Genomic DNA, 24276 nt, shown 5'->3' on the forward strand with positions numbered 1-24276 from the left:
TTAATGTCAATTCTTTATTGTTTTTTAGCCCGTTTCACTTTTTTGCCATCACCCAGCCAAAGCAGGGCGTTCAGCAGAAGCTGGTTTTGAGTAGCGTTGTTGAAGGTAAAAGATAATTCTTTGTTGGTTTTGCCTTCGTAGTCAATGTCGTTATGCCCCATATTGGCATAAATCATTTTATAATTTTTGTTGGTCCAGACCACCGGATAATAGCCACTATGCCAAATCTCATGCTGTTTGGGGCCTGTGCCTAGCGGGAAACTGCCGGGGTCAATAGATAAGAGTATTTCAATATCAGGGTTCGCTTTTAAATCATTGCTCCAGCGATACCATTCATTGGGCGATGATTTGAAGGTTTCGGGCAGGTTTTTTGTAGCAGGATGGTCTTTTGTTTCAATTCTTAAAACCGCCGGGGTAGGTCGCCATGTATTACTCTTATATTCGCCGGAACCCAGAAACTGGTTATGGTACCAATCCCAGTCCTGATTAAAAGCTGAATTATTGAGCGCAAATGCTGAAAAGTGAAAACCCATCCAGGCACCACCGTTTTCCATATATTGTCTGAATGCCTCTCTTTGTGTGGGGTCTTCCGGGCGTGTATCCAGAAATATAACAACCTGATACTTTTTTAAGAATCCGGTATTCAGATTGTTCCAGTCTTTGGTTGAATCATAAACAAAGTTATTTTCTTCTGCCATTTTCGGAAACCATCTGTTGGCTTCGCCAACAAAGCTAATATGAGCTTTATCGTTTTTGGCCGTGTAAAAAGCAATTACTTTAAATTGGGGTTTACGTTTTTGCGCATGGCCAACTAAGCAGACCAACAACACAAGTAGTGTAACTAAGCAGACACGCGCGGTAGAAATCATTCTATTTTATGGTTGAATTGTAAAATCTGGTTTTTGGCTCTATTTCTTGTCTTTTAGTTTATCGGCATGCTTTGGGTTCAGGGTGGCATAAATAGCCATGGCGTGCCCATGCCCCAGGTCAAAATCCGCTTTCAGCCATGCCACAATTTCACCGGCTTTAACATCAGGCCTTAATAAGCCTTTGGCTTCGGCCAGTTTTTTAAAATCTTCAGGGGTTTTTCCTGTTTTCTTTTGAATGTTATCAATATAAGCCTGAAACGACATGGCAGTAAAGATTTAATTCTGAAAAGAGTTTTTTCTCAATACTATAATTTATTAAGGTAAAATGCAAGAGGTGCGTTCTGGTAATGCTTCTGGAAAAATGATGCAAGATATTTAAGCAAGCGTGAAACAAACTAATATTTAAAGTCTGACACAGGATTCACCAGCAATTTGCTGAGTTGTTCATGGTGGATTTTACTGTGGTCAATACAAATTTGTATAAGATTGAATCTGGGTATATAAAAATCTAAAACACCCGGTATGTAAACATGAACCATTTCATTCATACGGGATTCATTGAGCGACCAAACGTATGCCGAAAATTGATTGGATAATTGTGCCCAGCTGTTTAATATTTCTTCAGATAAAAACTGACTATCATGCCGGTAGGGGTGAGGTACGCACCGGATACAGGCAAACCAGGCAGATTCTACCTGCCATATCTGACAGAGTTTATCCTTCAATGCAGGATTGATAGACTTAGGTTTTAGGTTTTGGATTATTTTTCTGCTGCATTGAACATGGTAATGCACGCTTTCTTGCAGATACTGATACTTATTAGCACGAATGTTGGTGTTGGTTTCCGGAAGCATAAGTCAATTGGTTTATGCTTCAAAACAAATCAGCTGCACTGACAACCGTATGTCAGTGCAGCTGAAGATTTTTTAAACTTTTACATAAGGCCTAAAAATTTATTGTTTTTTTGAGGCGCTGTCAACCGCGTAACTGTTATGGTTGAGATAAGAAAGCAATAGGGCAAAAAAGAAAGTATGTATCATTTGAGACGGGATACCGCCCCAATCTTCTATCATGCAGGAACCAAAAATAAGTATTACCATCGTGATACCCCCAACCAGTAAAGCCTGTCTGGTAAACAGACCAATAATGATTAATACGCCTATAACGAGTTCAATTATGGGCAGCGCATAGCTGAACGGCTTAACCAGTGCGGCTGGCAGCAAGGAGTTTTCATATTTCCCAAGCATCCATTCGCTGAATTTGGCCAGTTTAAAAACCCGCACAAAACCGTGGCCAAACATGCTCATGCCTACCGCCAGGCGAAGAAGCAAAAATGTTGAAGAATTGTTAATCATGGTTGTTAATAGATTATTGATTTATTGCTGATACAATCAGAATTGTCAGGGTATTATAACAATTTTTCCCTTGGTTGAGCCAGTCTCTATCTGCTGATGGGCTTTGCCTATTTGGCCAAAGGTATAAACACCCGACACGTGGGCTTTTAATGTTCCGCTTTCAAGAAGAGAGGCTATTTGTTGCATATCTTCTCCGTTCGACTGCACCAGGAAGAAGAAACCGTTAATGCCTTTCTCTTTTGCTTTTTCAACTATGCCTTCTGAGGTGTTTGAGGGTAATGTAATCACTGTTCCGCCTTTTTTTACTACTTCAAATGAGCGTTCAATATTATTACCACCAACGGTATCCAGCACAATATCAAAATCATTTATTACTTCTTCAAATGGTTGGGCTTTGTAATCGAAGTATTCATCAGCACCCAGACTTAACACAAATTCTTTATTGACCGCTGAAGCAGTGCCTATTACGTAAGCGCCCAAGTGCTTTGCTAGTTGAACCGCAAAATGCCCGACACCACCTGCAGCGGCATGTATCAACACACGGTCATTAGGTTTTATTTTACTGTGCGTATGTAGTGCCTGCCAGGCTGTCAATGCTGCCAGAGTAGCAGCTGCCGCTTCTTCATGGGTAATATTGCCTGGTTTCAGTGCCAGATGTGCTGCAGGAGCGGCCACGTACTCGGCATAAGCCTTACCATGCCCGGGGAAATTGACCATGCCAAAAACTTCATCGCCCACTTTAAAGGTTGTTACTTCTGAGCCCGTCCGGGTTACCACACCGGAGATATCCCAACCCAATATAACCGGACTCTCAGTTTTCAGCCTGCCGGCCATGGCTTTGCCTGAGCGTGTCTTTGCATCTACCGGATTAATACTAACGGCTTGTACTTCTACCAATACTTCCTGCTCGTTAATAGTCGGCAGGGGCATGTCTTCTATCGAAAAGTTTTCAACGCCGCCAAATTCTTTTAATACTATTGCTTTCATTTATAGGTAATGGTTTACTTTAAGAAACAGAAATTGAGAAGGATGAATTTATCTGGTAAAGATTTTAGGCCTTCGTCAGAATAGCGAACGCTATTTATTTCGTTTGGGTTTTATACTGCCGCAATTATCTTTTCTTTTTCAGCCAGCGATTAATGCGATGGGTTGCCCAGGCCGAACCAGCTCCGATAACTGCCCCGACTAATACATCGGTAGGGTAATGCACTCCCAGATGCAAGCGCGAATAAGCAACAGTACCAGCCCATGCATACGCCGGCACTATTACATACCACTTAGGTACGGCAAGGCTTAAAGAGGTAGCTGCCGAAAACGCAGCGGTAGTATGGCCCGATGGGAAAGACGGGTCAGTTTCTAAAACGTAGGGGTTAATAAAAGGATATTTCTCGTAAGGGCGCGGTCGGTCAATTACTTTCTTCAAAATAAAGGTTGTTCCTAAAGATACCGCCAGTGCTGCACCAGAGGCCAACCCCTCTCTTTGCAGACTTTTATCCTTAGTGATTAGCCCTACACCGAGCAAACCAATCGGAACGGCCGCACTGACAGGGTAGGTAGATTTGCTGAAATTTTCAAAGGCAGCATCTAGCCTGTGATTTCTGTTCGATTGAATGTTTTTTAGAACGTTGATGTCAAAATTCTGCGCCGAAACATCAAAATGCAAGAGTAAGACCATCAAAAGGCAGGCAGGTAGCTTCATACAACGTTTAATTATAAGCTTAAAATGGCTCTTTCGTTTTCTAATAAATGCATATTTTCATCCAGATGTTGCGCTGATATCCGGTTATCAAACTCGTCTTTATACCTTTCTTTCAGTTGTTTGCGTTTAATGGCCTCCAGGCATCGGCGCAGGTCTTCTCTGGTTTCAATTATAAGCTCCGGAACAAGCGTTGGTTTCCCTTCATCATCTTTTGCCACCATAGTAAAATAAGACGTATTGGTATGTTTTTGCTCTCCTGTTTTTACATTTTCACTAACTACCCTTATGCCAATCAGCAATGAGCTTTTGCCTACATAATTAACCGAAGCATGTAAAGATAGAAGCTCGCCAACCTCTATGGGCTGCAGGAAAGTAACACCATCAACAGACACCGTAACCACATAGGCGCCTGCATGCTTAGAGGCACAGGCATAAGCTACTTTATCCATTAATGACAATAGAATACCACCGTGAATCTTCCCTCCGAAATTGGCATAAGACGGAATCATAAGCTCAGTAATGGTAGTGCGTGAATAAGAAACGGGTTTTGGTTTTAACTCTGAATTCATAAGTATCGGGTATGCAGTTGTAAATATATAGAAATTAACGTATCAAGGTATTAATCTTTGTATTGTAGCAAAGATTAGACCTTGCTAATATTTTAAAAATTGTTTTAACTTTAAGCCATATTGTGCTTTTGAAGCTGATATAGTTCAAATATTTCTAAAAATAATTACAAGTTAGAATAATGTTTTGATTAAATTGCTTTTAACAGAATAATCATTAAATACTAATAACAATTAAAATTTGGGAGAAATAAATAAAACTGATTACTTTTGCGCTGAAACAATACAACCCTATTGAACTATTAATATTTTAATTCTAAGCTAAAATAAAGTACCTATTTAAGATGAAACGAATTGCAGTTTTTACTTCTGGTGGAGATGCTCCGGGCATGAATGCTTGTATTAGAGCGGTGGTACGTGGAGCAATCTATCATGGACTGGAGGTATTTGGTATCAGAAGAGGATATAGCGGAATGATTGCGGGAGACGTTTTTCCGATGACCTCGCAATCGGTAAGTAATATTGTTCAAAGAGGCGGAACCATTCTTAAATCTGCACGCAGTAAGGCATTTATGACACCCGAAGGTAGAAAAAAAGCCTACGAGAATCTGATGAATGCCGGTATAGAAGGGCTTGTAGCGATTGGTGGAAACGGAACATTTACAGGAGCTGAAGTTTTTTATAACGAATACGAAATACCAACCGTAGGTTGCCCGGGTACTATTGATAATGACCTGTATGGCACCGACTACACAATCGGGTTTGATACTGCCGTAAATACTGCCCTTGAGGCCATAGATAAAATACGTGATACGGCTGACTCGCACGACCGCGTGTTCTTTATTGAAGTTATGGGGCGCGACTCTGGCTATATTGCCATTCAGTCGGGTATTGGTGGAGGAGCCGAAATTGTAATGGTACCAGAAACCCATACGCCGCTTAAAAAAGTATTAAGCACTTTGAAAGACGGATGGACACGCTCTAAGTCTTCTTCAATAGTTGTAGTTGCTGAGGGTGACGAAGAAGGGCACGCCACAGAAATTGCTGAAAAGATTAAGTCGCAGGTGGCTGATAAATTAGACATCAGAGTTACCACCCTGGGGCATATTCAGCGCGGTGGAACCCCAACTGCCTACGATCGTATTCTGGCCAGCCGCCTGGGTGTGGGTGCAGTAGAAGGTCTAATAAAAGGTAACAAAAACGTAATGGCAGGTATAGTGAACAACGAACTGGTTTATACACCGTTTATTGACACTATCAAAAAACCAAAGCCTATCCATGATGATTTACTTAGAATGGTTCATATTTTAAGTATTTAATCATCTCAACTTAATCATTATGTTTGTTCTGACCGAAAACTACTCTGTTGCAAACCATTTCCTGGCAGAACTCCGTGACCAGCAGATTCAGAAAGATGCCCTGAGGTTCCGTAAAAATATGGAGCGGCTGGGTGAAATCTTTGCCTATGAAATCTCTAAGACACTGAGTTACCAGAATAAGGATGTAACTACTCCTCTGGGCGCAAAAATTACGCAGCAGATGTCGCAGCAGATAGTGCTGGTTACTATTCTCAGAGCAGGTTTGCCGCTTCATCAGGGCTTGCTTAATTTCTTTGATAAGGCCGAAAACGCATTTATAGGCGCATATCGTGGCAAGCATGATGAGAAGGAGTCGTTTGAAATAGAGATGGACTACATTACAAGCCCTGATATACAAGACAAAATACTGATTATCAGCGACCCTATGCTTGCAACCGGTAAGTCAATCGAGAAGGCCTACCATGCCATGCTAAGATACGGTATACCAGCCAAAACGCATATTGTATCTGCTATAGCCAGCAGAAGAGGTGTCCGTTTCATTAATGCCCGCCTGCCACAATGCCGTTTATGGATTGGTGATGTTGATGAGGAAATGAACAATAAATCTTATATTGTTCCTGGCTTGGGTGATGCCGGAGACCTGGCCTATGGCGGTAAAGTCTGATGCTTATTTTGGGGCGCTTAATGTTGCCGAAAGCCTGAATTGCAGCACAACCTTTTTGCCCGATATGTTTTCAAGAATCGGTCTTAAAACTAAATCGGCATTTTTTCTGGTTTGTTCAAGAATACCCATTTCCAGTGCCGATTGCTGAATTTTGCTTTCTGCACTTTTATAGGCTTCATTTAGTAGTTGTTGCTCGTTCATAAACGCATACTGCGTATCATAAATCTTCGAATTTTTGTGGTCTATGCTATAATGGCACAGCTCGGGGTCTGGCAAATGCACAATAAGCGTATCGTTTTTTGTAGCTACGTCTTCTGCCTTTACTTTGGTTAAATCAATACACCCTATTGCATTGCCCTGTACAATCAGAATTGCCTTCGGGTTTGGCAAATAGCTTCGTTTTATTTCCTGCTCAACCACATCACGAAAAGTAAAATTAGCCAGTTCTATCTTGCCCAGCGTTGTCATTTCTTTCAAAACAATATTGTGAGTGGTGCTTGCCTCTTCTGTGCCAAACGGGTTAAAGGTCTTCAGTTTTTCCCACAGAAAAATGGCTACAAAAGCAACAATCAGAATAATTAGTAGGTTTATGGGCCGTCGCATAGGTTATGGCTTAAATCTGGCAATGCTTTCAAAAAGGCGGAAACCCCGCAAGGTAAGGTAACTTACTTTTTGGGTTCTTTGTCTTTTTTGCCAAACAATGAAAAATGAACATAACGTTTCGGATTGGCCTTCAGGTCTGCTAAAAGAACAGCCAGGTTGGCAGCAGTACGGTCAAGATTCACATAAAGCGAGTCGTTTGTAGCCAGTTTGCCTATGGTGCCTTTTCCATGGTTGATTTCGTTCAGTATCTGGTGCATACTGGCAACAGAGCGGTTAAGTTGTGCCAGTGTTTCTCCCATCCTTATGGCATTTAATGAATCTGCAAAAGTGTTTGTCTTTTTCAGAATGGGTTTAATCTGGGTGTCCAGGCTTGTCGTAAGCGTATTCAGATTGGCCGTAAGCAAAGCAGCATTGGCTGTTACAGCAGATAGGTTCTGGGCGTTAGCAGCAACTACTGAATTTACACCCGTAGTGGTGGCATCAGCATTGCTGATAAGCGCTTTCAGAGCCACGCCCGTCTGATCAAATTGTTTAACAACCGTTGTGAGCGAAATAAGCAGCGAATCGGCATTTTTTAAGATTGGAGAGGCTTTTTCGCTCAGGCCACTCATCAAACCACCCTCAATTTCACTTTTCAGAACGCCCTCATCTTTGATTGGATTTCCTGCCTGAATCAGCATTTTTATCATTTTACCTCCCAACAGCCCGTTATCAGCCAGAATGGCCACCGAGTTGTCGTTAAGCATTATATCTCTCTTAATGGCAAGTAAAACTTTTACTCTGTTGCGGTCCTGCTCCGGTATTACTTCTACTACTCGCCCTATGGTAACACCATTATACATTACAGGGTTTGAGGTCTGCAGGCCTTCAACATTAGAGTAATAAGCATAGTACTCGTTTTCAGTGCTGAAAACGTCCAGGCCTTTCAAGAAATTAAAGCCCAGATAAAAAATAGCAAATGTTATAATACCCAGCAGTCCTACTTTTACTTCCTTTTTCATAATAATACGTATATGGTGAATTTAATTATAAGCACAGACGCTGTCATTTTGTTTAAACCTTAATGCCCGTACTTATGGTTCTATCGGTTAGTAATTTAAACTTATTTTTCCACTTCTTCTTTATATGCTTTTATGGCTTTAACTATGGCACTGGCAATTTTGTTGTGTCCTTCCTCACTTTCCAGAATCTTTCTGTCAGTTGTATTCGTCAGATACCCGGTTTCAATATAAATTCCGGGCATGGTTGTTTCCCATAGCACCTGAAAACCCGCCTGTTTTACCCCTCTGCTTTTACGCCCGTTTTTTTGAAATTGTTTTTCAACCTTCGACGCCAGATTTAAGCTTTGTTTCATAAAGGCATTCTGGTAATTTGCCATTTTTATGTGTGCAAGTGGTGAATTCGGGTTGAAATCGTAGTTTTTCTCGTAATTATCTTCTAACAATATTACGCCGTTTTCACGTTTGGCCAGTTCAAGATTTTCTTCTGTTTTATGAAGCCCCATTGTATAGGTTTCAGACCCATAAACAGCAGATGAATAGGGGTTGGCATTTACATGAATGCAAATAAATAAATCGGCTTTGCTGCGGTTGGCAATGGCGCCTCTTTCATGTAGTGGAATAAAAACGTCTTTTTTACGGGTATATACCACCTTTATGCCCAGTTCTTCCTCAATTAGCCGGCCTGTTTTAAGCGTAATGCTTAGCGCAATATCTTTTTCTCTTAGTTTTCCGTGGCTGGTGCCGGGGTCTTTTCCGCCATGACCTGCATCAATTACGATAGTTCTTATTTTTCCCGTTTGCGCACCTGCCGAAACAGTTGCAACAATGGCAATAAACAAAGCTTTAAGAATTTTTAACATGATTTTCCGGGCAAACGTTCTGTCTAATGTTTTAATAAGCTAATTTTGTGCCACGTTACACCGTTATTCCAGTGATAGAACGTAATTTGATTACAAAAATACTATTTTTGAGGCGACAATAAATACAATCTTGTCTGAAAACATAAGAAAAACGCCCGGCGGTTAACAGTTTTTCGGTATAATTTTAAATGAAATATAATCTCTTGAAGTTTCCACTTATACTCTGTTGCTTTTTGTTCAGTGTATCTGTCTTTGCGCAGTTTCCGACAATTGACCCGCTCAGGCGCGCCGGTACCGGAAATAGTGGCTTTGGACAGCCACTTCCGGAGACTCCCAGAAAAGCCCGTGCAGCAGGTAATAAGTTGTTTGCCGAAAAACAGGATACCGTAAAAGTAATTATTCCTGACTCACTGAAGAGTAAAGATAACAGCCTTCAGTCAATCGTAAAATATACTGCCCAGGATTCAACAGTAATGGAGGTAGACGGCCGTACGGTGCATCTCTACGGCCAGGCCAAGGTTACCTATGGCGATATTGCTTTGGAGGCCGACTACATCAGGCTTGACTGGGGAAAGAACGAGATTTTTGCACACGGCTCGCCGGATACCACCAAAAAGGGAGAGAAAGTAAAAGGAAAGCCTGTTTTTACGCAGGCCGGGGACACCTATAATACAGATACCATCAGGTATAACTTTAAGTCAAGGAAGGCCATTATCAAGAATATTGTTACCAGGCAGGGTGAAGGTTTTGTGCAGGGAGAGCGGGTAAAGAAAGACCCCGAAGATAACCTGTACCTGGTACACGCCAAGTACACTACCTGTAACCTGAAAGAACCGCATTTTCATATTGCAGCCAGAAAAATCAAGCTTGTCAATAAAAAACAGATAATATCGGGGCCATTTAATTTTGTTTTAAGTGGTGTACCGCTGCCACTGGGCCTGCCCTTTGGGTTTTTTCCTGTTCCCAAAAAGAAAGAAATAGGTACTTCTGGCATTATTATGGGGTCTTACGGAGAAGAACCCCGTAACCGTGGTTTTTATTTCCGCGACTTCGGTTATTATTTCGCCATCAGCGAGAACATCGGCGCTAAAGTACTCGCTCAGATATACTCCAAAGGCAGCTTTGGGGTAGGGGTTCAGTCTAGCTACTCCAAACGTTATAAATACTCCGGCAATTTAAGTTTTCAGTACAATTACAACAAACCCGTTGCTGAGGTAATAGATCCTAAAACTACGCAGTCAAGCGCCAAAGACTTTAGTCTTAACTGGTCGCATTCACCCGCCAACAAAAGGCCAGACAGGAGTTTCTCGTCATCGGTAAACCTGCGTAGCAATGGTTTTAACCGAAACAATGTTAATACAGCCGATGTAAGCAATTATCTGAGCAGCACCTCCAATTCATCGGTTCAGTATAACCGTACCTTTGCTCAAAAGTTTGTAACCAGTACCGGGCTTAATATTTCTCAGAACTTTACAACAGGGCAGGTAGATGCCAATCTGAATTACAGTTTGGGTTTAAATCAGTTTAACCCATTCATACCCGAAAAGAAAATGGTTGGCCGCTGGTTTGAGTCTTTCAGGGTAGGTTTTAATGTCAATGGTGGGTATCAGGCCACCAACACTAAAGTAAATAGCATTACCAGTTATTCAGAATACAAAATTGTTCGTCAGTTGCCAGATGGTTCTTATGAATCAATAGAAGCGAAGCCGCTTACAAACGAAGAAATTCGGTTGAGAGATGCCAATCCGCTGACGCTGACTCCGGCGGAAAGAGAAAAACAAAAGGCTATTCAGGAAAGGCTGAATAATGTAAGGAAGATAAACAGCCTGAATGCGTTTCAGGACATCCTTTCAGACGGGCAGTTTCGTACCACCTATTCTATTCCTATTGTATTGCCTAACTTCAAAATTGCGCGATACATCAACTTTACCCCCAGTGTGTCATTAAGGGGCGATATTTTCACTCAATCGCTCCGCTATCAGTATATCGAAAGTCAGAATGCCGTTAAAATAGATACCATTAAGGGCTTTTTTCCAACCTATCAGACCTCTGTATCGGGTAGCATAAATACCCGTGTTTATGGTACTTATCAGTTCAGGGGAAAAGGGCGCCTGCAGGCTATCAGACATACCCTGGCACCGTCAATCAGCGTAAATTATGCCCCTGATTTCACCAAGAATCTGTTTGATTACATGGTTGTGCGCATCGATCAGGACACCGTCAATGGTGTTATAAACCGCACCCGCCTCAATAAACTTTTACCAAGATACCCTACACTTGGGGCATCAGCGGGGGCATCAGGTAGTATTGGTTTTTCTCTTACTAACCAGCTGGAAGCCAAAGTGAGGTCCAGGTCAGATACTGCTGCTAAAGCATTTGAAAAAATTTCATTGCTTGATAACCTCGGTATCAGCGGAAGTTACAACCTCCTGGCCATTGGCGACTCCATGAATCTTTCTAATATCAATATTTCAGCCAATACCAATTTACTTAAGAACCTGATAAATATTAATGTATCTGGCAGCCTTGACCCGTACTATTACAGGCAGGAGGCTACCAGCGCTTTGCAGCTTCAGAACCCCGCCGGGCGTATTACAAGGTTTTATAAGATTTCGCAGGCTGATAAGTTCAGTCTGAGCAATCTGGCTACCTTGCGCAATGCCAACGTGGCCATTGCCACAAGATTATCGCCGGCAACTTTTGATAAATCAAAAGAGAAACCCAAAGAAATGAGGTCAACAGACCCGGCCATGGAGGCAATGAAGAAATTTGTGGCAACCAATCCTGAACTTTATGTTGACTTCTCTATACCCTGGACCCTCAGTGTCAGTTATAACCTGAACTACATAAAACAGGGGCTGGCGAATCCGCAAATTACCCAGGCTGTAACAGTGCAGGGTGATTTAAGTCTTACGCCCAAATGGAAAATTGGTTTCAACACCGGATGGGATTTTCAGTTCAAAGCCGCTACATTAACCAACATCAGCCTGCATCGTGAACTGCACTGCTGGGACATGAGTTTTAACTGGACACCCATAGCTGGTAATAATATCCGTTCAAGTAACTATTCTTTTGACCTGCGCGTGCGAAGCACGCTGCTGCAGGAATTGAAACTTAGCCGCCGCCGCCAGACTTACGGATTAGGAGGATTTTAACCTTTCAAAAGATAATAAATGATACTCATTGCAGACAGTGGCTCAACCAAGACAGACTGGCGTATCTTAGATAAAGGCCAAGTAGTAGGGCAGGTGCGAACAGTTGGGTTTAATCCGTATTATCAAGACACCGCCACCATTGCTGCAGAGCTGAAAAGCGTCGTTTTACCACAAGTTTCAGGCAATATAACAGATATATACTATTACGGCACCGGAATAGCTAACGACGAAAAAGCCACCGTTGTGCGTTCGGCATTACAAGCGGTATTTACGACAGCCGGCCTTATTGAAGTTAATAGTGATGTGCTGGGTGCTGCCAGAGCCGCCTGCGGACACAGCCCCGGTATAGCCTGTATTCTGGGGACGGGTTCAAATTCCTGCTATTTTGACGGAGAGAAAATAGATTTTCAGGTACCGCCGCTGGGTTTCTGGCTGGGCGATGAAGGCAGTGGAGGCCACCTGGGTAAGTTATTGATGCTAGCGTATCTGCACAAAGAAATGCCGGCAGATATCAGACAATTGTTTGAGGCGCAATATGGCGTAACAGACCGGCTTCAGGTGTTAGAGAATGCCTATCATCAACCTTTTCCTAACCGTTATTTTGCGGCTTTTGGTAAATTTCTGCATGATAACATCCGCCATCAGTTTTGTGATAATCTTGTAAGGGTGTCTTTTAGTGCTTTTTTTGAAAAGTACATATTAAAATACCCGATGTGCCATGAGGCAGAACTCAATTTTGTAGGCTCGGTGGCCTTTTATTATGAGCAGCTATTACGTAAAGAAGCCCTGAAACTGAAATTACAGATAGGAAAAATACTGATGGCCCCAATAGACGGATTGGTGACGTTTCATACTACTAAACTTTTAAGCTGATGAGGAATCCGAGGCCATACCTGCTTTTGCTTGCCTCTATGTATCTGGCAGGCCTAATTGGGTTAAATATCCCACAGACAACCGAGCTTTTTCAGGCGCTTACACCATTTAATCTGGTGGTGTCGTTGGTTATACTTCTGGGTTTTAACCAGCAATTCAATCGCCCGTTTTATATTTTTGCAGTAATTACTTTTCTTACCGGCTATTTTATTGAGGTAGCAGGTGTGCATACAGGCATCATTTTCGGTCATTACCAATATGAAACCACACTCGGCTTCAAGATTATTGATGTTCCGCCATTGATAGGCGCCAACTGGCTGCTTTTAATTTATTGTATAGGTAGCTCAATTAGTCGTTTATCTGTGCCTTTTATTGTAAAGGTTAGTTTAGGGGCATTGTCAATGACGCTACTTGATGTACTGATAGAGCCAGTAGCAATCCGTTTAAATATGTGGTCATGGGACTCTCTTCAGCCGCCTTTACAGAATTACATAGCGTGGTTTATTGTTTCTGCTTTTTTATTCGCTTTGTTTTTCAGCCTTAAATTCAGAAAAGATAATCCGATAGCCCTCTGGCTGCTCATTTTTCAGATATGTTTTTTCGGCATTCAAAATATAATTAGCTAACTCCCTTACTTATGACTATCGACGCGCATCAACATTTCTGGCATTACAATGCAAAATACTATGCCTGGATTGACGAATCTATGAAAGCTATTCAGCGTGATTTCCTGCCTGCTGATTTAGAACCCCTGCTAAACAAAAATGGAATAGATGGCTGCGTACTGGTGCAGGTGAATCAGTCTGAACAGGAGAATATTGATTTTTTGAAATTTGCTGATTTATACTCTTTTATTAAAGGCGTGGTAGGTTGGATTGACTTACGGGCTGATAATCTGGCAGAAAGGCTGAAGTATTTCAGCCAGTTTCAGAAATTGAAAGGTTTCAGGCATATTGTGCAGGGAGAACCCGTCGGATTCATGCAGCAGGAATCGTTTATTGATGGTGTGAAAAAGTTAGTTCCTTTTGGCTATACTTACGACATTCTCATTTATCCGAAACAACTGAAAGATGCGTTGCATATTGTAAGAGAATGCCCCGACAATAAATTTGTAATTGACCACATTGCCAAGCCCGACATTAAGAACAAGGAAGTATCGCGGTGGTCAAACTACATGAAAGAGATAGCCCGGCATGAGCAGGTTTACTGTAAAGTATCTGGTATGGTAACTGAGGCCGACTGGTATAACTGGAAGAAAGAAGACTTCTATATTTATCTGGATACGGTACTCGATTGCTTTGGTACAAATCGCCTCATGTATGGGTCAGACTGGCCGGTTTGTCTGGTTGCAGGTGCGTATGAAGACCAGCTTTCTATTGTGCAGTCATATTTTGAAAAACTAACCCAGACAGAAAAGGATAAAATTTTTGGTGAAAACGCAGTTCGTTTTTATGGTCTTCAATAAAAAATGCTCGGTGTCCCGGTCGCCTGCCAAAAGACTTTTGTAGTTTTGGCTTTACCAAAAGAATTGCTTTTTTAACGGCAAATGAATATACCCCGATGAAGATTTCAATAGTAACTGCGGCATTTAACTCTGCTGCAACCATTAAAGATACCATAGATAGTGTGCTGGCGCAGGATTACCCTGATATTGAGCATTTGATAGTTGATGGGGCATCGAGCGATGGTACTGTTGATATTTTAAAGTCGTATGGAGATAAAATCAGATGGGTTTCTGAGAAAGACAAAGGCATTTATGATGCCATGAACAAAGGCGTAAAGATGGCCACCGGTGAAGCCATCGGAATTGTTGGTTCTGATGATTTTTATCCTGACAGCCACGTGATATCAAAGGTAGCAAAGGCGTTTCAGGAATCTAAGGCAGATGCAGTTTATGGAGACCTTCACTACGTAAACAACAAAGATGTAACGAAAATTGAGAGAAACTGGGTCTCTGGCGAGTATAACAAAATCAGATTTCTCAATGGCTGGATGCCGCCGCATACTGCATTTTTTCTCAAGAAAAAGATTTATGATGCGTATGGCCTGTATAATCTGGATTTGCAGAGTGCCGCCGACTACGAGTTGATGTTGAGGATGTTATACAAGTATAATGTATCGGCCTGTTACATTCCAGAGGTTTTAATGAAAATGCGTATTGGTGGCAACAGCAACAGCTCTTTCAGAAAACGCCTTGCCGCCAACCGGGAAGACCGTTTGGCATGGACCATAAACGGCCTTGAGCCGCGCTGGTATACCCTATATGCCAAGCCTTTATCTAAGCTATTACAATGGGTGGTAAAGTAACAGTATTCTCTATCGAACCAATATCTGTTCTGTAAACTGATTCAGCCCGAGAATCTTAGTACCCTTGCTGAATCAGTTTTTCAAAACATCAGGTATCAATGTTATAATGTTAGGCTGCCGGCTTATTCAATACTGATAATCTGCTCGGTTTTGCCTCTGAACGTAAACGTTTCTCCAATTTGTTTTCTCATAATTGCCTGCCCTATAGGCGATTGCGGAGAAATAACCATTATGCTTTTGCCATTTACATTTATAGCGCCCGTGCCGATAGCCACATAAAAGGTACCCATTGAAGTTTCTGTGAGAGCTCCGGAATTGACAGCAGTGTGTGTAACATCCGGGTTGATTTTATCCAGCAACTGTCTTTCCTGACGGGCCTGCTCAAACATGCGTCCATTCATTTCACGGTCCAGCTGGCCCATGGCTCGAGCTGTTTCGTATTTATCACCTGCCGAGCTTTTACTTTCTTCGTTTGCCGAATTTTTGGCCGCCTCCATGGCTTCCCAGGAGGTATTCATTCTTTTTTCAACCAGTTCTTTTACCTTTTCTAAAATTGCTTCTTTCATTCTTTAGCTGCCGGGCGCTACAATGGCATTGATGCCTCCGGATAGGTTTATTAAATTGTTAAATCCGTATTTTTCTTTTAGTAAACTGATGGCTTTTCTGCTTCTGATACCACTCTGGCAGTGTATAACCACCGTTTGGTCTAGTCTTATTTTGTCCAGGTGCTTTTCCAGCTCCGATAAAGGCATTAGTTCGCCGTTGATATTAAACCTGTCATACTCATGTTTTTCACGTACATCTATCAACTGAAACAGGGGCTCATCAGCACAGGATTCAGTCAACCGCATATATGCTTCATAACTTATCTCATCCAAAGGTTCTGATGTATCAGCTGGTACACCACAAAATGCTTCATAATCTATCAGTTTGTTTATTGCGGGTGTGCCGGGTATTTTCGGAATCCTCACCATCCTGCTTTGCATACTCAGGGTATCCATTATCAGTAATTTACCTGCCAGTGGCTCGCCGATACCTGTAATGGCCTTTATAGCTTCAAGCGCTTGTATAGACCCAATAATACCCGGTAATACGCCTAAAACACCAGCTTCGGCGCAGTTAGGAGCCTGTTCAGGTGGGGGAGGAGACGGGAACAGGTCTCTGTAAGTAGCCGATTCATTATAATTAAACAGTGCTACGTGCCCTTCAAAGCGATTGATGGCACCGTAAACATAAGGTTTATTAAGCATTACACAGGCATCATTGACCAGGTATCTTGTCTGAAAATTATCAGTACCATCTACCACAATATCATAATTGCTTATTATTTCAAGTGCATTTTCGGCCATAAGGCGGGTATGGTAGCCGATGAAATTAACAAGAGGATTAAGCATCTTTAACCTTTTAGTTGCCTCCTGCAGTTTGGGTTCCCCCACGGTGTCTGTAGTATACATAATCTGCCTTTGAAGGTTGCTAAGTGCTACGGTGTCGTCTTCAACTATACCAATGGTGCCTGTACCGGCGGCTGCCAGATACAAAAGTACCGGGCAGCCTAAGCCGCCGCATCCTACTACAAGCACACGGGCTTCTTTCAGTTTTTGCTGGCCGCTCAGGCCTAGTTCCGGCAAAATAATCTGCCTGTCGTATCGCCTTATTTCTTCAGAGGTTAGAGCCATGTTAAAAAATCTTAAAAAAAACTGAAAACTTATATTTTGCAGAGTTTTTTTTTTCGAAATCTAATTTTTAAAGTAAAAGTACGTTTATTTGTTGTTCCTTAACAAATATTTCAAAAACAGTGTTTTTTAAAATGAAGAAAATCATAGTTGCTCTCTCAGTTAGTATTTTTGCCACACAATTGTCTTTTGCGCAAACCCCTAAAACCCCAGCTAAAAAACCGGCCACACCTACAGCCAGACCCGCCGCGGCACCTCCGGCAAAACCTGTGCAGGCCGAAGCAACAGTTATGCGCAATACCATTGATTCGCTAAGCTATGCAATCGGAATGAACATTGCCGCCAATCTTAAGCAACAAAATATTAAAGCCAATACAGCCATGCTTGCGCAAGCCATAGAAGATGTGCTCAACGGCACACCTACGGCCATTAACCCTAATGATGCCAACGCTTATATTCAGTCTTATTTTCAGAATCAGGCAATGAAAGAGGCAAGTGCCAATCTGAAAGCAGGAGAGGCATTTCTGGCCGCCAATAAAACAAGACCCGGTGTTGTAGAGTTACCTAGTGGTTTGCAGTATCAGATTGTGAAGGAAGGAACAGGCGCCAAACCAACAGCCAACGATAAAGTAAAAGTACACTATAAAGGTATGCTGATTGATGGAACAACTTTTGATAGCTCTATAGACAGAGGCCAGCCTGCCGAGTTTGGTGTCGGGCAGGTAATTCCGGGCTGGGTAGAGGCTATTCAACTTATGTCGGTGGGTTCTAAATGGAAATTGTTTATACCAGCCGAGCTGGCTTATGGTCAGCAGGGCCCTCCGAGTATCGGCCCGAATCAGGTTTTGGTGTTTGAGGTTGAGCTGCTTGATATCGTAAAATAAAGTGGTAGCAATTGTTCTGATTCAGAACGAATTTGCAACCTAATCTGGCAGATAGATGTTTTTCAGTTAAGCCGGCCTTTAGCGGTAGGCTTTTTGTTTGGTATGATGTTAATTGGTAAATTGTTTAATTAAACTCTCCGTTTGGGGGTTGCTTTGTTATGTTAGAAATTATGAAAAAAATTCTGGTACTCTTTACCCTGACAGGGCTTTTCGGATGCTTCGAGAACAAGGCTCAGAACAAAGTATCTACTGCCCCTACTTACGGATACAATGAGTTGGTGCCAACCCGCACGCAAGAGCAGGTAGAGCAATTTGCCACGCAGTTTCTTAGTTATCATCATTACCAGAAATTTAAACTGGACGACAACTTCTCGTCTAAAGTCTGGGATAATTTTCTGAAAGATGTAGACGGCAGCCATGCCTATTTTACACAGGCTGATATTGCGTCATTTGAAAAATACAGATATGGTGTAGATGAAGATTTGCTGGAAGGAGACCTTACCCCGGCTTTTGAAGTATTTAATCTGTTTAGAGCTAAATACAAAAAACGCCATGAAAAAATTATAACCCTGCTTGACAAACCTTTTGATTTTACAACTGATGAAGCTTTTGATGCCGACAGAGAGAAAGCAAGCTGGGCGAAATCGGAAGAAGAGCTTGATGAAGTATGGCGTAAGATTGTAAAAAGTCAGGTGCTTGACCTGAAACTGAGTGGCAGTAAAGACAGCGCGATAGTGGCTACCTTGAAAGATCGCTATAATCGCTGGGAGTCTAGAATTGCCAAGTGGCGGTCTGAAGACGTGTTTCAAACTTTCATGAACGCCTTCTCTGAGACCATAGACCCCCACACCAATTATATGATACCCAGCACGGCGGCTCAGTTTAATATTGAAATGAGCCAGTCGGTAGAAGGCATAGGTGCGTCTCTGAAAAATGAAGGCGACTACGTAACCATTGCCGAGGTAATACCGGGCGGGCCACTTTTTAAAGATGGCAGGGCATTGAAAAACGACCGGATACTGGCTGTTGCACAAGGCGAAAATGGCCCTTGGCAGGATATTGTGGGCTGGCTGACTGATGATGCCGTAAAACTGATAAGAGGTACAAAAGGTACTGTAGTGCGCATTCGGCTGCTACCGGGCGATGCCCCCGCCGGGTCTGCCACAAAAGAGCTTAGACTGGTACGTGCAAAGGTAAAACTGGAAGAAGCCGTAGCCAAAGGAACGGTTGTGCCTTTCAAACAAAACGGCAAGGATTACAAACTGGGGGTAATTGAGATTCCGATGTTTTACCGCGACTTTGAGGATGCCCGCAAAGGCGGCGATTTTCAGAGTACAACCAAAGATGTGAAGCGTTTTCTGAATGAATTCAAGGCCAAAGGAGTAGAAGGGGTAGTAATTGATTTACGGAACAATGGAGGTGGCGCGCTAACGGAAGCCATTAACCTTACCGGACTATTTATTACCAAAGGTCCTGTGGTACAACGGCGCGACAATAATGGTGCTATTGATGTTGAAAGCGACACAGACCCTGAACTGGTTTACAACGGCCCGCTGGTAATTTTGCAGAATCGTTTCAGTGCTTCGGCTTCTGAAATATTTGCAGGCGCTATTCAGGACTACAAAAGGGGGCTGGTTGTAGGCGAAAAATCTTTCGGAAAAGGCACCGTTCAACAATTGGTTGACCTTGACCAGTTTCTGCTGTCGCCGCGTACAGCCTCAAATGATAAAAAGGCCTCTTCTAATGTTGGTTTCGACCAGAAGGAAAAATATGGTCAGCTGAAGTTAACTACTGAGAAGTTCTACCGTATTACGGGTAACAGCACCCAAAGAAAGGGTGTGTCGGCTGATATTAATCTGCCTTCACCTTTTGACCCTGACGAAATGGGAGAAAGTTCTCAGCCGGCCGCGCTGCCGTTTGACCAGATTAGTACCTCTGCTTATGAAAAAACCAATATAATTACGGATAAGGTTCTTGGCAAAATTCTGGAAAAATATGAACAAAGGCTGAGCTCAGACCCTGCCATGAAACAATTGGTTGAAGACCTTACTGAGTATCGCAAGACAAAAGATGTAACGGTTGTGTCTTTAAATGAAGCGAAACGTAAAGCAGAAAGAGATGAAAGCGAAAAACACAGAAGCGCAGTAAACAAGCTGAGCGCAGGTGAAAAGGATAGCAAAGATTTGATATTGACAGAATCTGAAAGAATATTATGTGATTTGATTTCTCTGAAATAAAACAAGAATAATATCAAAAAAGCCGGTAGATTTTGTCTTCCGGCTTTTTTGATTACAAGTCATTTCTATTACAAAAGATTATCTGACTTGGCTGAATCAGCAGGTGCGCTTTCTTGCTGCGGATGCGGAAAAGGCTCTTTCGTAGGTACCTCCTGGTTGTTCAGAAATTCAACATCAACAACAAAGTACTTGGTATCTCCATTCCATGGAAACTGAAAAAACTTTTCCTGATACTTTAAAGTAACACGTTCTCCGGTTTTTAAGGCCTTTTCTAACTTGGTTGTTACTGAATCCAGCTTGCAGGAGAAGTCCCAGTAGCGAGGGGTAAGCGTGCCAGTTTCGCCAGAGTATCCTCCTTCATTCAGCACACCCTCAAACGTTTTAAAAATATAGCCTCTTTCACTGATTTTTGAGATGGTTCCGGCTCTATCGCCTTTTGAATAATGCCCCACAGTGAGGTAATAGGCAAAGCCAATAACCAATAGCGCAAGTATAATAAGGGAAATTCTGAGTTTCATTGTGTTATCGTTTGGATTATGTTTGCAAATGAAATGAATTTTGACAGAATTGCAAAAAATCCTTTATTAAATGAAATTAACACGCAGATTAAGCCCGATATTGTATGGGCGTATCTTCAGATAATTGTTGGCGTCAGCCGATTGTGAGAGACTGTAACGAAATGTGGGTTCTATCCATAAGGATTTGCCTCCTTTAATAGGATATGAAACACCCACCGAAGCATTGATGTAATATCCAAAATCTTTATTGGTAAGTACATGTACCGCTTCTGCACCTGCAATGGCGTAAACGGCGTTTTTCTTACGGCTTACCAGATACGCGTTGTCAACCTTTAAGCCTACCGTTTGCATAAATTGCTTTTGAGATACCTGTTCACCAATACCTACAAGTGTGTAGGTACCGTTATTACTGGTTTGTACTTCATATTCGCCGTTGTTCAATTCATAGTTTGCCCATTGTTGCAAACCAGTGTAAGTGGCAGAAAGCCCGACAGCATATCTGTTCGACAACGGTTTCATAGCCCCTGCCCGCAACTGTATCCCCAGCCTTTGGTTATCTATGGCATCCAAACGCCCAACCTGCTGTATATAAGTATTGGTTTGGGGCATTACAGTAAATGCCTGATAGGTTTGAAGCGGCATCAGGCTTGCATTAAAGACAATGTCGCGGTGCACTCTCTGCGCTTTTTCCTGGTACGGTTTTTCTGTGTTATAAGCAATGGCATTAAACGGCTTACGAACCGACTTCTGGCGATAACCTTTTGCCTGCAAAAGTTCTGCTTTAAACTCTGCCTGCGCTGATGTTTGCGCATTGGCCAGGGTTGCCTGCGGTTGCTTTGTATCGATTAATGCTGGGGCAGGTAAGGTTTTGCTGGTGTTGGTTTTGTTTCCGGCAATCATTGCTTTATTATTAAGCATTGTCTTGTTCTTACCTGTTCGACCACCCTGGGCAGGCTCTTTGCTAACGGCTAAAGGCATTTTTGAAGCATTGACCGTTAGATGTTTGCCAGGGTGTTTTTCTGCCTTATTTTCAGGTCTTGCAGAAACGGCAGCTGCATCAAAAACAGACTTCTTAACCGAAGAATTGTTTGCAACAGCAGCAGGGGTGTCATTACGGTTAAGCAACCACCATAAACTACCCAGCATGAGTACAACTCCTGCTGCCAGCCCTATCCTGAAGAAAAGCGGAATAATGCCTCTGCGGCGTTTTTGTGGTTGAATGGCCTCCTGAATTTTTAACCAGCTGATGGCTTGGGGTTCAGGTTCATAGTTTTTGAACTTTTCAGCCAGCTCTACACCTGCACGTATTTTCTCCCATGATTCCTCTTGTGGCTCAGCTTCAAATTCATTCATTCTCCGTTGCAGGTCAATACCTGCTCGTATTTTCTCCCACGATTCGTCCTGAGGTTCAGCTTCGTAGTCCTGAAACATCCGGTTCAGATTAATACGCGCACGAATCTTCTCCCATGATTCTTCCTGGGGTTCTGATTCAAAACTGCCGAATTTCTCTGTCAGCTTTCTTCTTATTTCGTCTTCTGAGAGCATATTTTATCCCCTTTAGGGATGTATTGAAAATTTTCTTAAATAGTAACACCCAACTCAATGAGCTTCTTCCTTAAATGCACTTTAGCCCTTGATAACTGCGACTTTGATGTGCCTTCTGAAATGCCAAGAATTTTGGCTATTTCGTTATGTTCATAACCATCTATCAGATAAAGGTTTACCACCATTCTGTATCCGTCTGACAACTCGTTAATTACCGAAACTATCTCTTCGTGGCTCAATTGCGATATCGCACTTATATCGGCATTTCCGGTATCTTCAAGCACATGATAATCTACAAACTGCCTTTCATTGCTATTTTGCCTGTAATGGTCAATGGCTGTTCTGATAACCAGCGACTTCACCCAATATTCAACCGATTCAGGTTTTTGCAAGTCATGAATTTTATTGAAAACTTTAATAAAGGCTTCCTGAAATATATCTTCAGCTTCCATAACTGTGCGTGCATAACGACGACAAATACCCAGCAACCGACCTTTATATAAATTATAAAAGGCGGCTTGTGCTCTGGGATCGTTCCGTTGGCATCCAAGTACTAAATCAATTTCACCGGGCATTCTGAAAGGGATTGCAGTGTTCTTAGTAATTACGTTTTAAATAGGCTAGCATTATCTGCACCGATAATAACCGCAAAAGGTGGTCAGCCTTTTCTGGCAGCTACAAAATTGCTGTTGGCATCAAAACTCAGAATATAAATGTCGATCCCGGTTTTAATAACCACTATATATGAAAACAATTGATTGTCTACAAAATTTATCATGCCTGTCTGGAAACTCCAGCCGGGATAATAAGAATTAATATAGGTTTTTATTTTTTCGGTAATGTTGTCTTCCTGCATCAGACGGGCAATACCTTTGCCGATGTTCACTTTCAGTATGGTTTCAACAATGCTTATTATTTTACCTTTGTCGTCAAATGCATAATTCAGTACCTGGTCATCTCTGATAATGGCCACCCAGTATATTTTCTTATCCTTATCGGTAATGAGCGAGGTTTGTATATAACTGAAATCCTGATGCCGGCTAATCAGAAAACTACTGATGGCTTCTGGCAGGTCTTTTGGCTGAATGGTTTTAATTTCATATTTACCGCTCGATGCCCCCAACGGCCCGCATACCTGCCCACCTCGCATGAAATCACCTTTATCATTAAACTGCAACGAAAATTGTTTTTTGTCGGCCGTAACCAGAATAAAATACCCCTGCAATTGCCCGCTTTGCGAAAACTTTATTCCGTTTTCATAGGTCCAGCTCGTAAAGTTTTTGTTGAGGCCATCTTTAATTGTCTGAGGCAGTTCACTAAGCGACACCAGCTTGTACTCCAGCTTGTTAAAAGGTACGCCAATGCCCAGGTTGCCCGCCCTCAAAACATTGCCTTTTTCATCAAACAGATATTCAAAGCTGGTCATATCTTTAGAAACCACCACCGAATACAATTTGCCATTAGGCATGAGCGAAACCGCTGCTTTTACAAACGTATAGCCTTCATGTTTGCTGCCCAGATAGGTTCTGATAATTGTAGGCAGGTCGGTTTCCTCAATAAAATATATTTTAGGGCCACCCTGGCCGTTTCCTTGCTGGGGTGGCCCTGGCCTGTCGTTAGCAGCCACCAAAACCAAAGTGCCGGTACTGTCAAAAACGATTGCAATTTCTTTACCGTCCGTAAGTTTTACAATTACTTTATAACCAATAACTGAACCATTAGCCGGCGCCATTTGCTGGCAAATGTACTTGATTTCGGCACCCGGATAGTTGTTATTTATGTAGGTTCTGGCGTTTTCAGGTAATTGTACTGAATTGGTGATTTTGTAGGCTTCAGAGATTTTGCCTGAATTATTGACAACGGCCGACATCCGGTCTACTTTGAATTGAAAGCTGGACTCCCACAGCTTGCCTTTTTCAAGTGTAGAGAATTTTATCTGTGTTGCTTCCGGAAACTCCTGCTTAATGGCATTGACCGCTACCTGCGGCACAGCCTCATTGGCATTCAACGCCGGCTGAAGGTCCTTCACGCTGTCGCAGGCTGAGAAAACCCAGCTGGTCAGAAACAGATATATGTAAAGTTTTTTCATTAGATGCGTTGATAACCTATTACTTTTGGCCACTACCTTTAAAGACGCAAACGGGCTGA

Annotated in this window: 25 protein-coding genes; 9 read left to right on the forward strand and 16 right to left on the reverse strand. The window is 42.3% G+C overall.

The window, feature by feature from the left end; all coding sequences use genetic code 11:
• Positions 1–14: 14 nt before the first annotated feature.
• The 7 genes from MB380_RS05500 to MB380_RS05530 form a co-directional block, all read right to left on the reverse strand.
• Entirely contained in the window at positions 15–869 is an 855-nt protein-coding gene (locus MB380_RS05500; protein WP_253533801.1) for a ThuA domain-containing protein, read from the reverse strand.
• 39 nt (positions 870–908) lie between these two features.
• The gene (locus MB380_RS05505; RefSeq protein ID WP_253533802.1) at positions 909–1133 is read right to left on the reverse strand and encodes a DUF4287 domain-containing protein; all 225 of its coding nucleotides are present in this window, start codon (positions 1131–1133) and stop codon (positions 909–911) included.
• Between the two features lie 131 nt (positions 1134–1264).
• Positions 1265–1723 (reverse strand): hypothetical protein, encoded by a 459-nt coding sequence (locus tag MB380_RS05510; RefSeq protein WP_253533803.1) that lies wholly within the window; start codon positions 1721–1723, stop codon positions 1265–1267.
• 99 nt (positions 1724–1822) lie between these two features.
• Entirely contained in the window at positions 1823–2224 is a 402-nt protein-coding gene (locus MB380_RS05515) for a DoxX family protein (RefSeq protein ID WP_253533804.1), read from the reverse strand.
• 45 nt (positions 2225–2269) lie between these two features.
• On the reverse strand, positions 2270–3211 hold the full coding sequence (locus MB380_RS05520) for an NADP-dependent oxidoreductase (protein ID WP_253533805.1): 942 nt from the start codon (positions 3209–3211) through the stop codon (positions 2270–2272).
• Between the two features lie 124 nt (positions 3212–3335).
• Entirely contained in the window at positions 3336–3923 is a 588-nt protein-coding gene (locus tag MB380_RS05525) for a phosphatase PAP2 family protein (protein ID WP_253533806.1), read from the reverse strand.
• Between the two features lie 11 nt (positions 3924–3934).
• Positions 3935–4492 carry an acyl-CoA thioesterase gene (locus MB380_RS05530; protein ID WP_253533807.1) on the reverse strand — a complete coding sequence of 186 codons (558 nt, stop codon included), beginning with the start codon at positions 4490–4492 and terminating at the stop codon, positions 3935–3937.
• Between the two features lie 341 nt (positions 4493–4833).
• Here MB380_RS05530 and pfkA point away from each other — a divergent pair, with 341 nt between their 5' ends.
• Both pfkA and upp read left to right on the forward strand, forming a co-directional pair.
• Positions 4834–5808 (forward strand): 6-phosphofructokinase, encoded by a 975-nt coding sequence (pfkA, locus tag MB380_RS05535; RefSeq protein WP_101727705.1) that lies wholly within the window; start codon positions 4834–4836, stop codon positions 5806–5808.
• A gap of 19 nt (positions 5809–5827) precedes the next feature.
• A complete protein-coding gene (gene upp / locus MB380_RS05540) occupies positions 5828–6472 on the forward strand; it encodes a uracil phosphoribosyltransferase (RefSeq protein ID WP_253533808.1) in 645 nt (214 codons plus the stop codon).
• Positions 6473–6475: 3 nt separating this feature from the next.
• Here upp and MB380_RS05545 read toward each other — a convergent pair whose 3' ends face one another.
• The 3 genes from MB380_RS05545 to MB380_RS05555 form a co-directional block, all read right to left on the reverse strand.
• Positions 6476–7075, reverse strand: coding sequence for a DUF4230 domain-containing protein (locus MB380_RS05545; RefSeq protein WP_253533809.1), 600 nt, complete (start codon positions 7073–7075; stop codon positions 6476–6478).
• 62 nt (positions 7076–7137) lie between these two features.
• A complete protein-coding gene (locus MB380_RS05550; RefSeq protein WP_253533810.1) occupies positions 7138–8076 on the reverse strand; it encodes an MlaD family protein in 939 nt (312 codons plus the stop codon).
• A 101-nt stretch (positions 8077–8177) separates the two neighbouring features.
• Positions 8178–8936 (reverse strand): N-acetylmuramoyl-L-alanine amidase, encoded by a 759-nt coding sequence (locus MB380_RS05555; RefSeq protein ID WP_101727709.1) that lies wholly within the window; start codon positions 8934–8936, stop codon positions 8178–8180.
• 188 nt (positions 8937–9124) lie between these two features.
• Between MB380_RS05555 and MB380_RS05560 the strand changes: the two genes are divergently transcribed.
• The 5 genes from MB380_RS05560 (at position 9125) to MB380_RS05580 (ending at position 15271) form a co-directional block, all read left to right on the forward strand.
• Positions 9125–12091, forward strand: coding sequence for a putative LPS assembly protein LptD (locus MB380_RS05560; protein WP_253533811.1), 2967 nt, complete (start codon positions 9125–9127; stop codon positions 12089–12091).
• Positions 12092–12109: 18 nt separating this feature from the next.
• Positions 12110–12964, forward strand: coding sequence for an N-acetylglucosamine kinase (locus MB380_RS05565; protein WP_253533812.1), 855 nt, complete (start codon positions 12110–12112; stop codon positions 12962–12964).
• Positions 12964–13590, forward strand: coding sequence for a carotenoid biosynthesis protein (locus tag MB380_RS05570; protein WP_253533813.1), 627 nt, complete (start codon positions 12964–12966; stop codon positions 13588–13590). Before MB380_RS05565 ends, MB380_RS05570 begins: the two co-directional genes overlap by 1 nt.
• 11 nt (positions 13591–13601) lie before the next feature.
• On the forward strand, positions 13602–14429 hold the full coding sequence (locus MB380_RS05575; RefSeq protein ID WP_253533814.1) for an amidohydrolase: 828 nt from the start codon (positions 13602–13604) through the stop codon (positions 14427–14429).
• A 95-nt stretch (positions 14430–14524) separates the two neighbouring features.
• Complete coding sequence (locus tag MB380_RS05580) at positions 14525–15271, forward strand: glycosyltransferase family 2 protein (RefSeq protein ID WP_253533815.1); 747 nt, start codon at positions 14525–14527, stop codon at positions 15269–15271.
• A gap of 122 nt (positions 15272–15393) precedes the next feature.
• On the opposite strand, the gene MB380_RS05585 is transcribed toward MB380_RS05580, so the two are convergent.
• Together MB380_RS05585 and moeB are read right to left on the reverse strand one after the other, a co-directional pair.
• The gene (locus MB380_RS05585; protein ID WP_253533816.1) at positions 15394–15837 is read right to left on the reverse strand and encodes a GreA/GreB family elongation factor; all 444 of its coding nucleotides are present in this window, start codon (positions 15835–15837) and stop codon (positions 15394–15396) included.
• A gap of 3 nt (positions 15838–15840) precedes the next feature.
• A complete protein-coding gene (gene moeB / locus MB380_RS05590) occupies positions 15841–16947 on the reverse strand; it encodes a molybdopterin-synthase adenylyltransferase MoeB (RefSeq protein WP_253533817.1) in 1107 nt (368 codons plus the stop codon).
• Positions 16948–17078: 131 nt separating this feature from the next.
• On the opposite strand from moeB, the gene MB380_RS05595 reads away from it, so the two are divergent.
• Together MB380_RS05595 and MB380_RS05600 are read left to right on the forward strand one after the other, a co-directional pair.
• Complete coding sequence (locus MB380_RS05595) at positions 17079–17828, forward strand: FKBP-type peptidyl-prolyl cis-trans isomerase (protein WP_253533818.1); 750 nt, start codon at positions 17079–17081, stop codon at positions 17826–17828.
• Positions 17829–17998: 170 nt separating this feature from the next.
• A complete protein-coding gene (locus tag MB380_RS05600; RefSeq protein WP_253533819.1) occupies positions 17999–20065 on the forward strand; it encodes a carboxy terminal-processing peptidase in 2067 nt (688 codons plus the stop codon).
• Positions 20066–20133: 68 nt separating this feature from the next.
• On the opposite strand, the gene MB380_RS05605 is transcribed toward MB380_RS05600, so the two are convergent.
• From MB380_RS05605 to MB380_RS05620, 4 genes are all read right to left on the reverse strand, one after another.
• Positions 20134–20583: a hypothetical protein gene (locus tag MB380_RS05605; RefSeq protein WP_253533820.1), complete on the reverse strand. Its 450-nt coding sequence runs from the start codon at positions 20581–20583 to the stop codon at positions 20134–20136.
• A 66-nt stretch (positions 20584–20649) separates the two neighbouring features.
• Positions 20650–22128 carry a hypothetical protein gene (locus MB380_RS05610; protein ID WP_253533821.1) on the reverse strand — a complete coding sequence of 493 codons (1479 nt, stop codon included), beginning with the start codon at positions 22126–22128 and terminating at the stop codon, positions 20650–20652.
• Positions 22129–22163: 35 nt separating this feature from the next.
• Positions 22164–22703 (reverse strand): RNA polymerase sigma factor, encoded by a 540-nt coding sequence (locus tag MB380_RS05615; RefSeq protein ID WP_253533822.1) that lies wholly within the window; start codon positions 22701–22703, stop codon positions 22164–22166.
• A gap of 83 nt (positions 22704–22786) precedes the next feature.
• Entirely contained in the window at positions 22787–24217 is a 1431-nt protein-coding gene (locus MB380_RS05620; protein WP_253533823.1) for a PepSY-like domain-containing protein, read from the reverse strand.
• Between the last annotated feature and the right edge of the window lie 59 nt (positions 24218–24276).

The sequence above is a fragment of the Emticicia sp. 21SJ11W-3 genome (genome assembly GCF_024138715.1).
Lineage (GTDB): Bacteria > Bacteroidota > Bacteroidia > Cytophagales > Spirosomataceae > Emticicia > Emticicia fluvialis.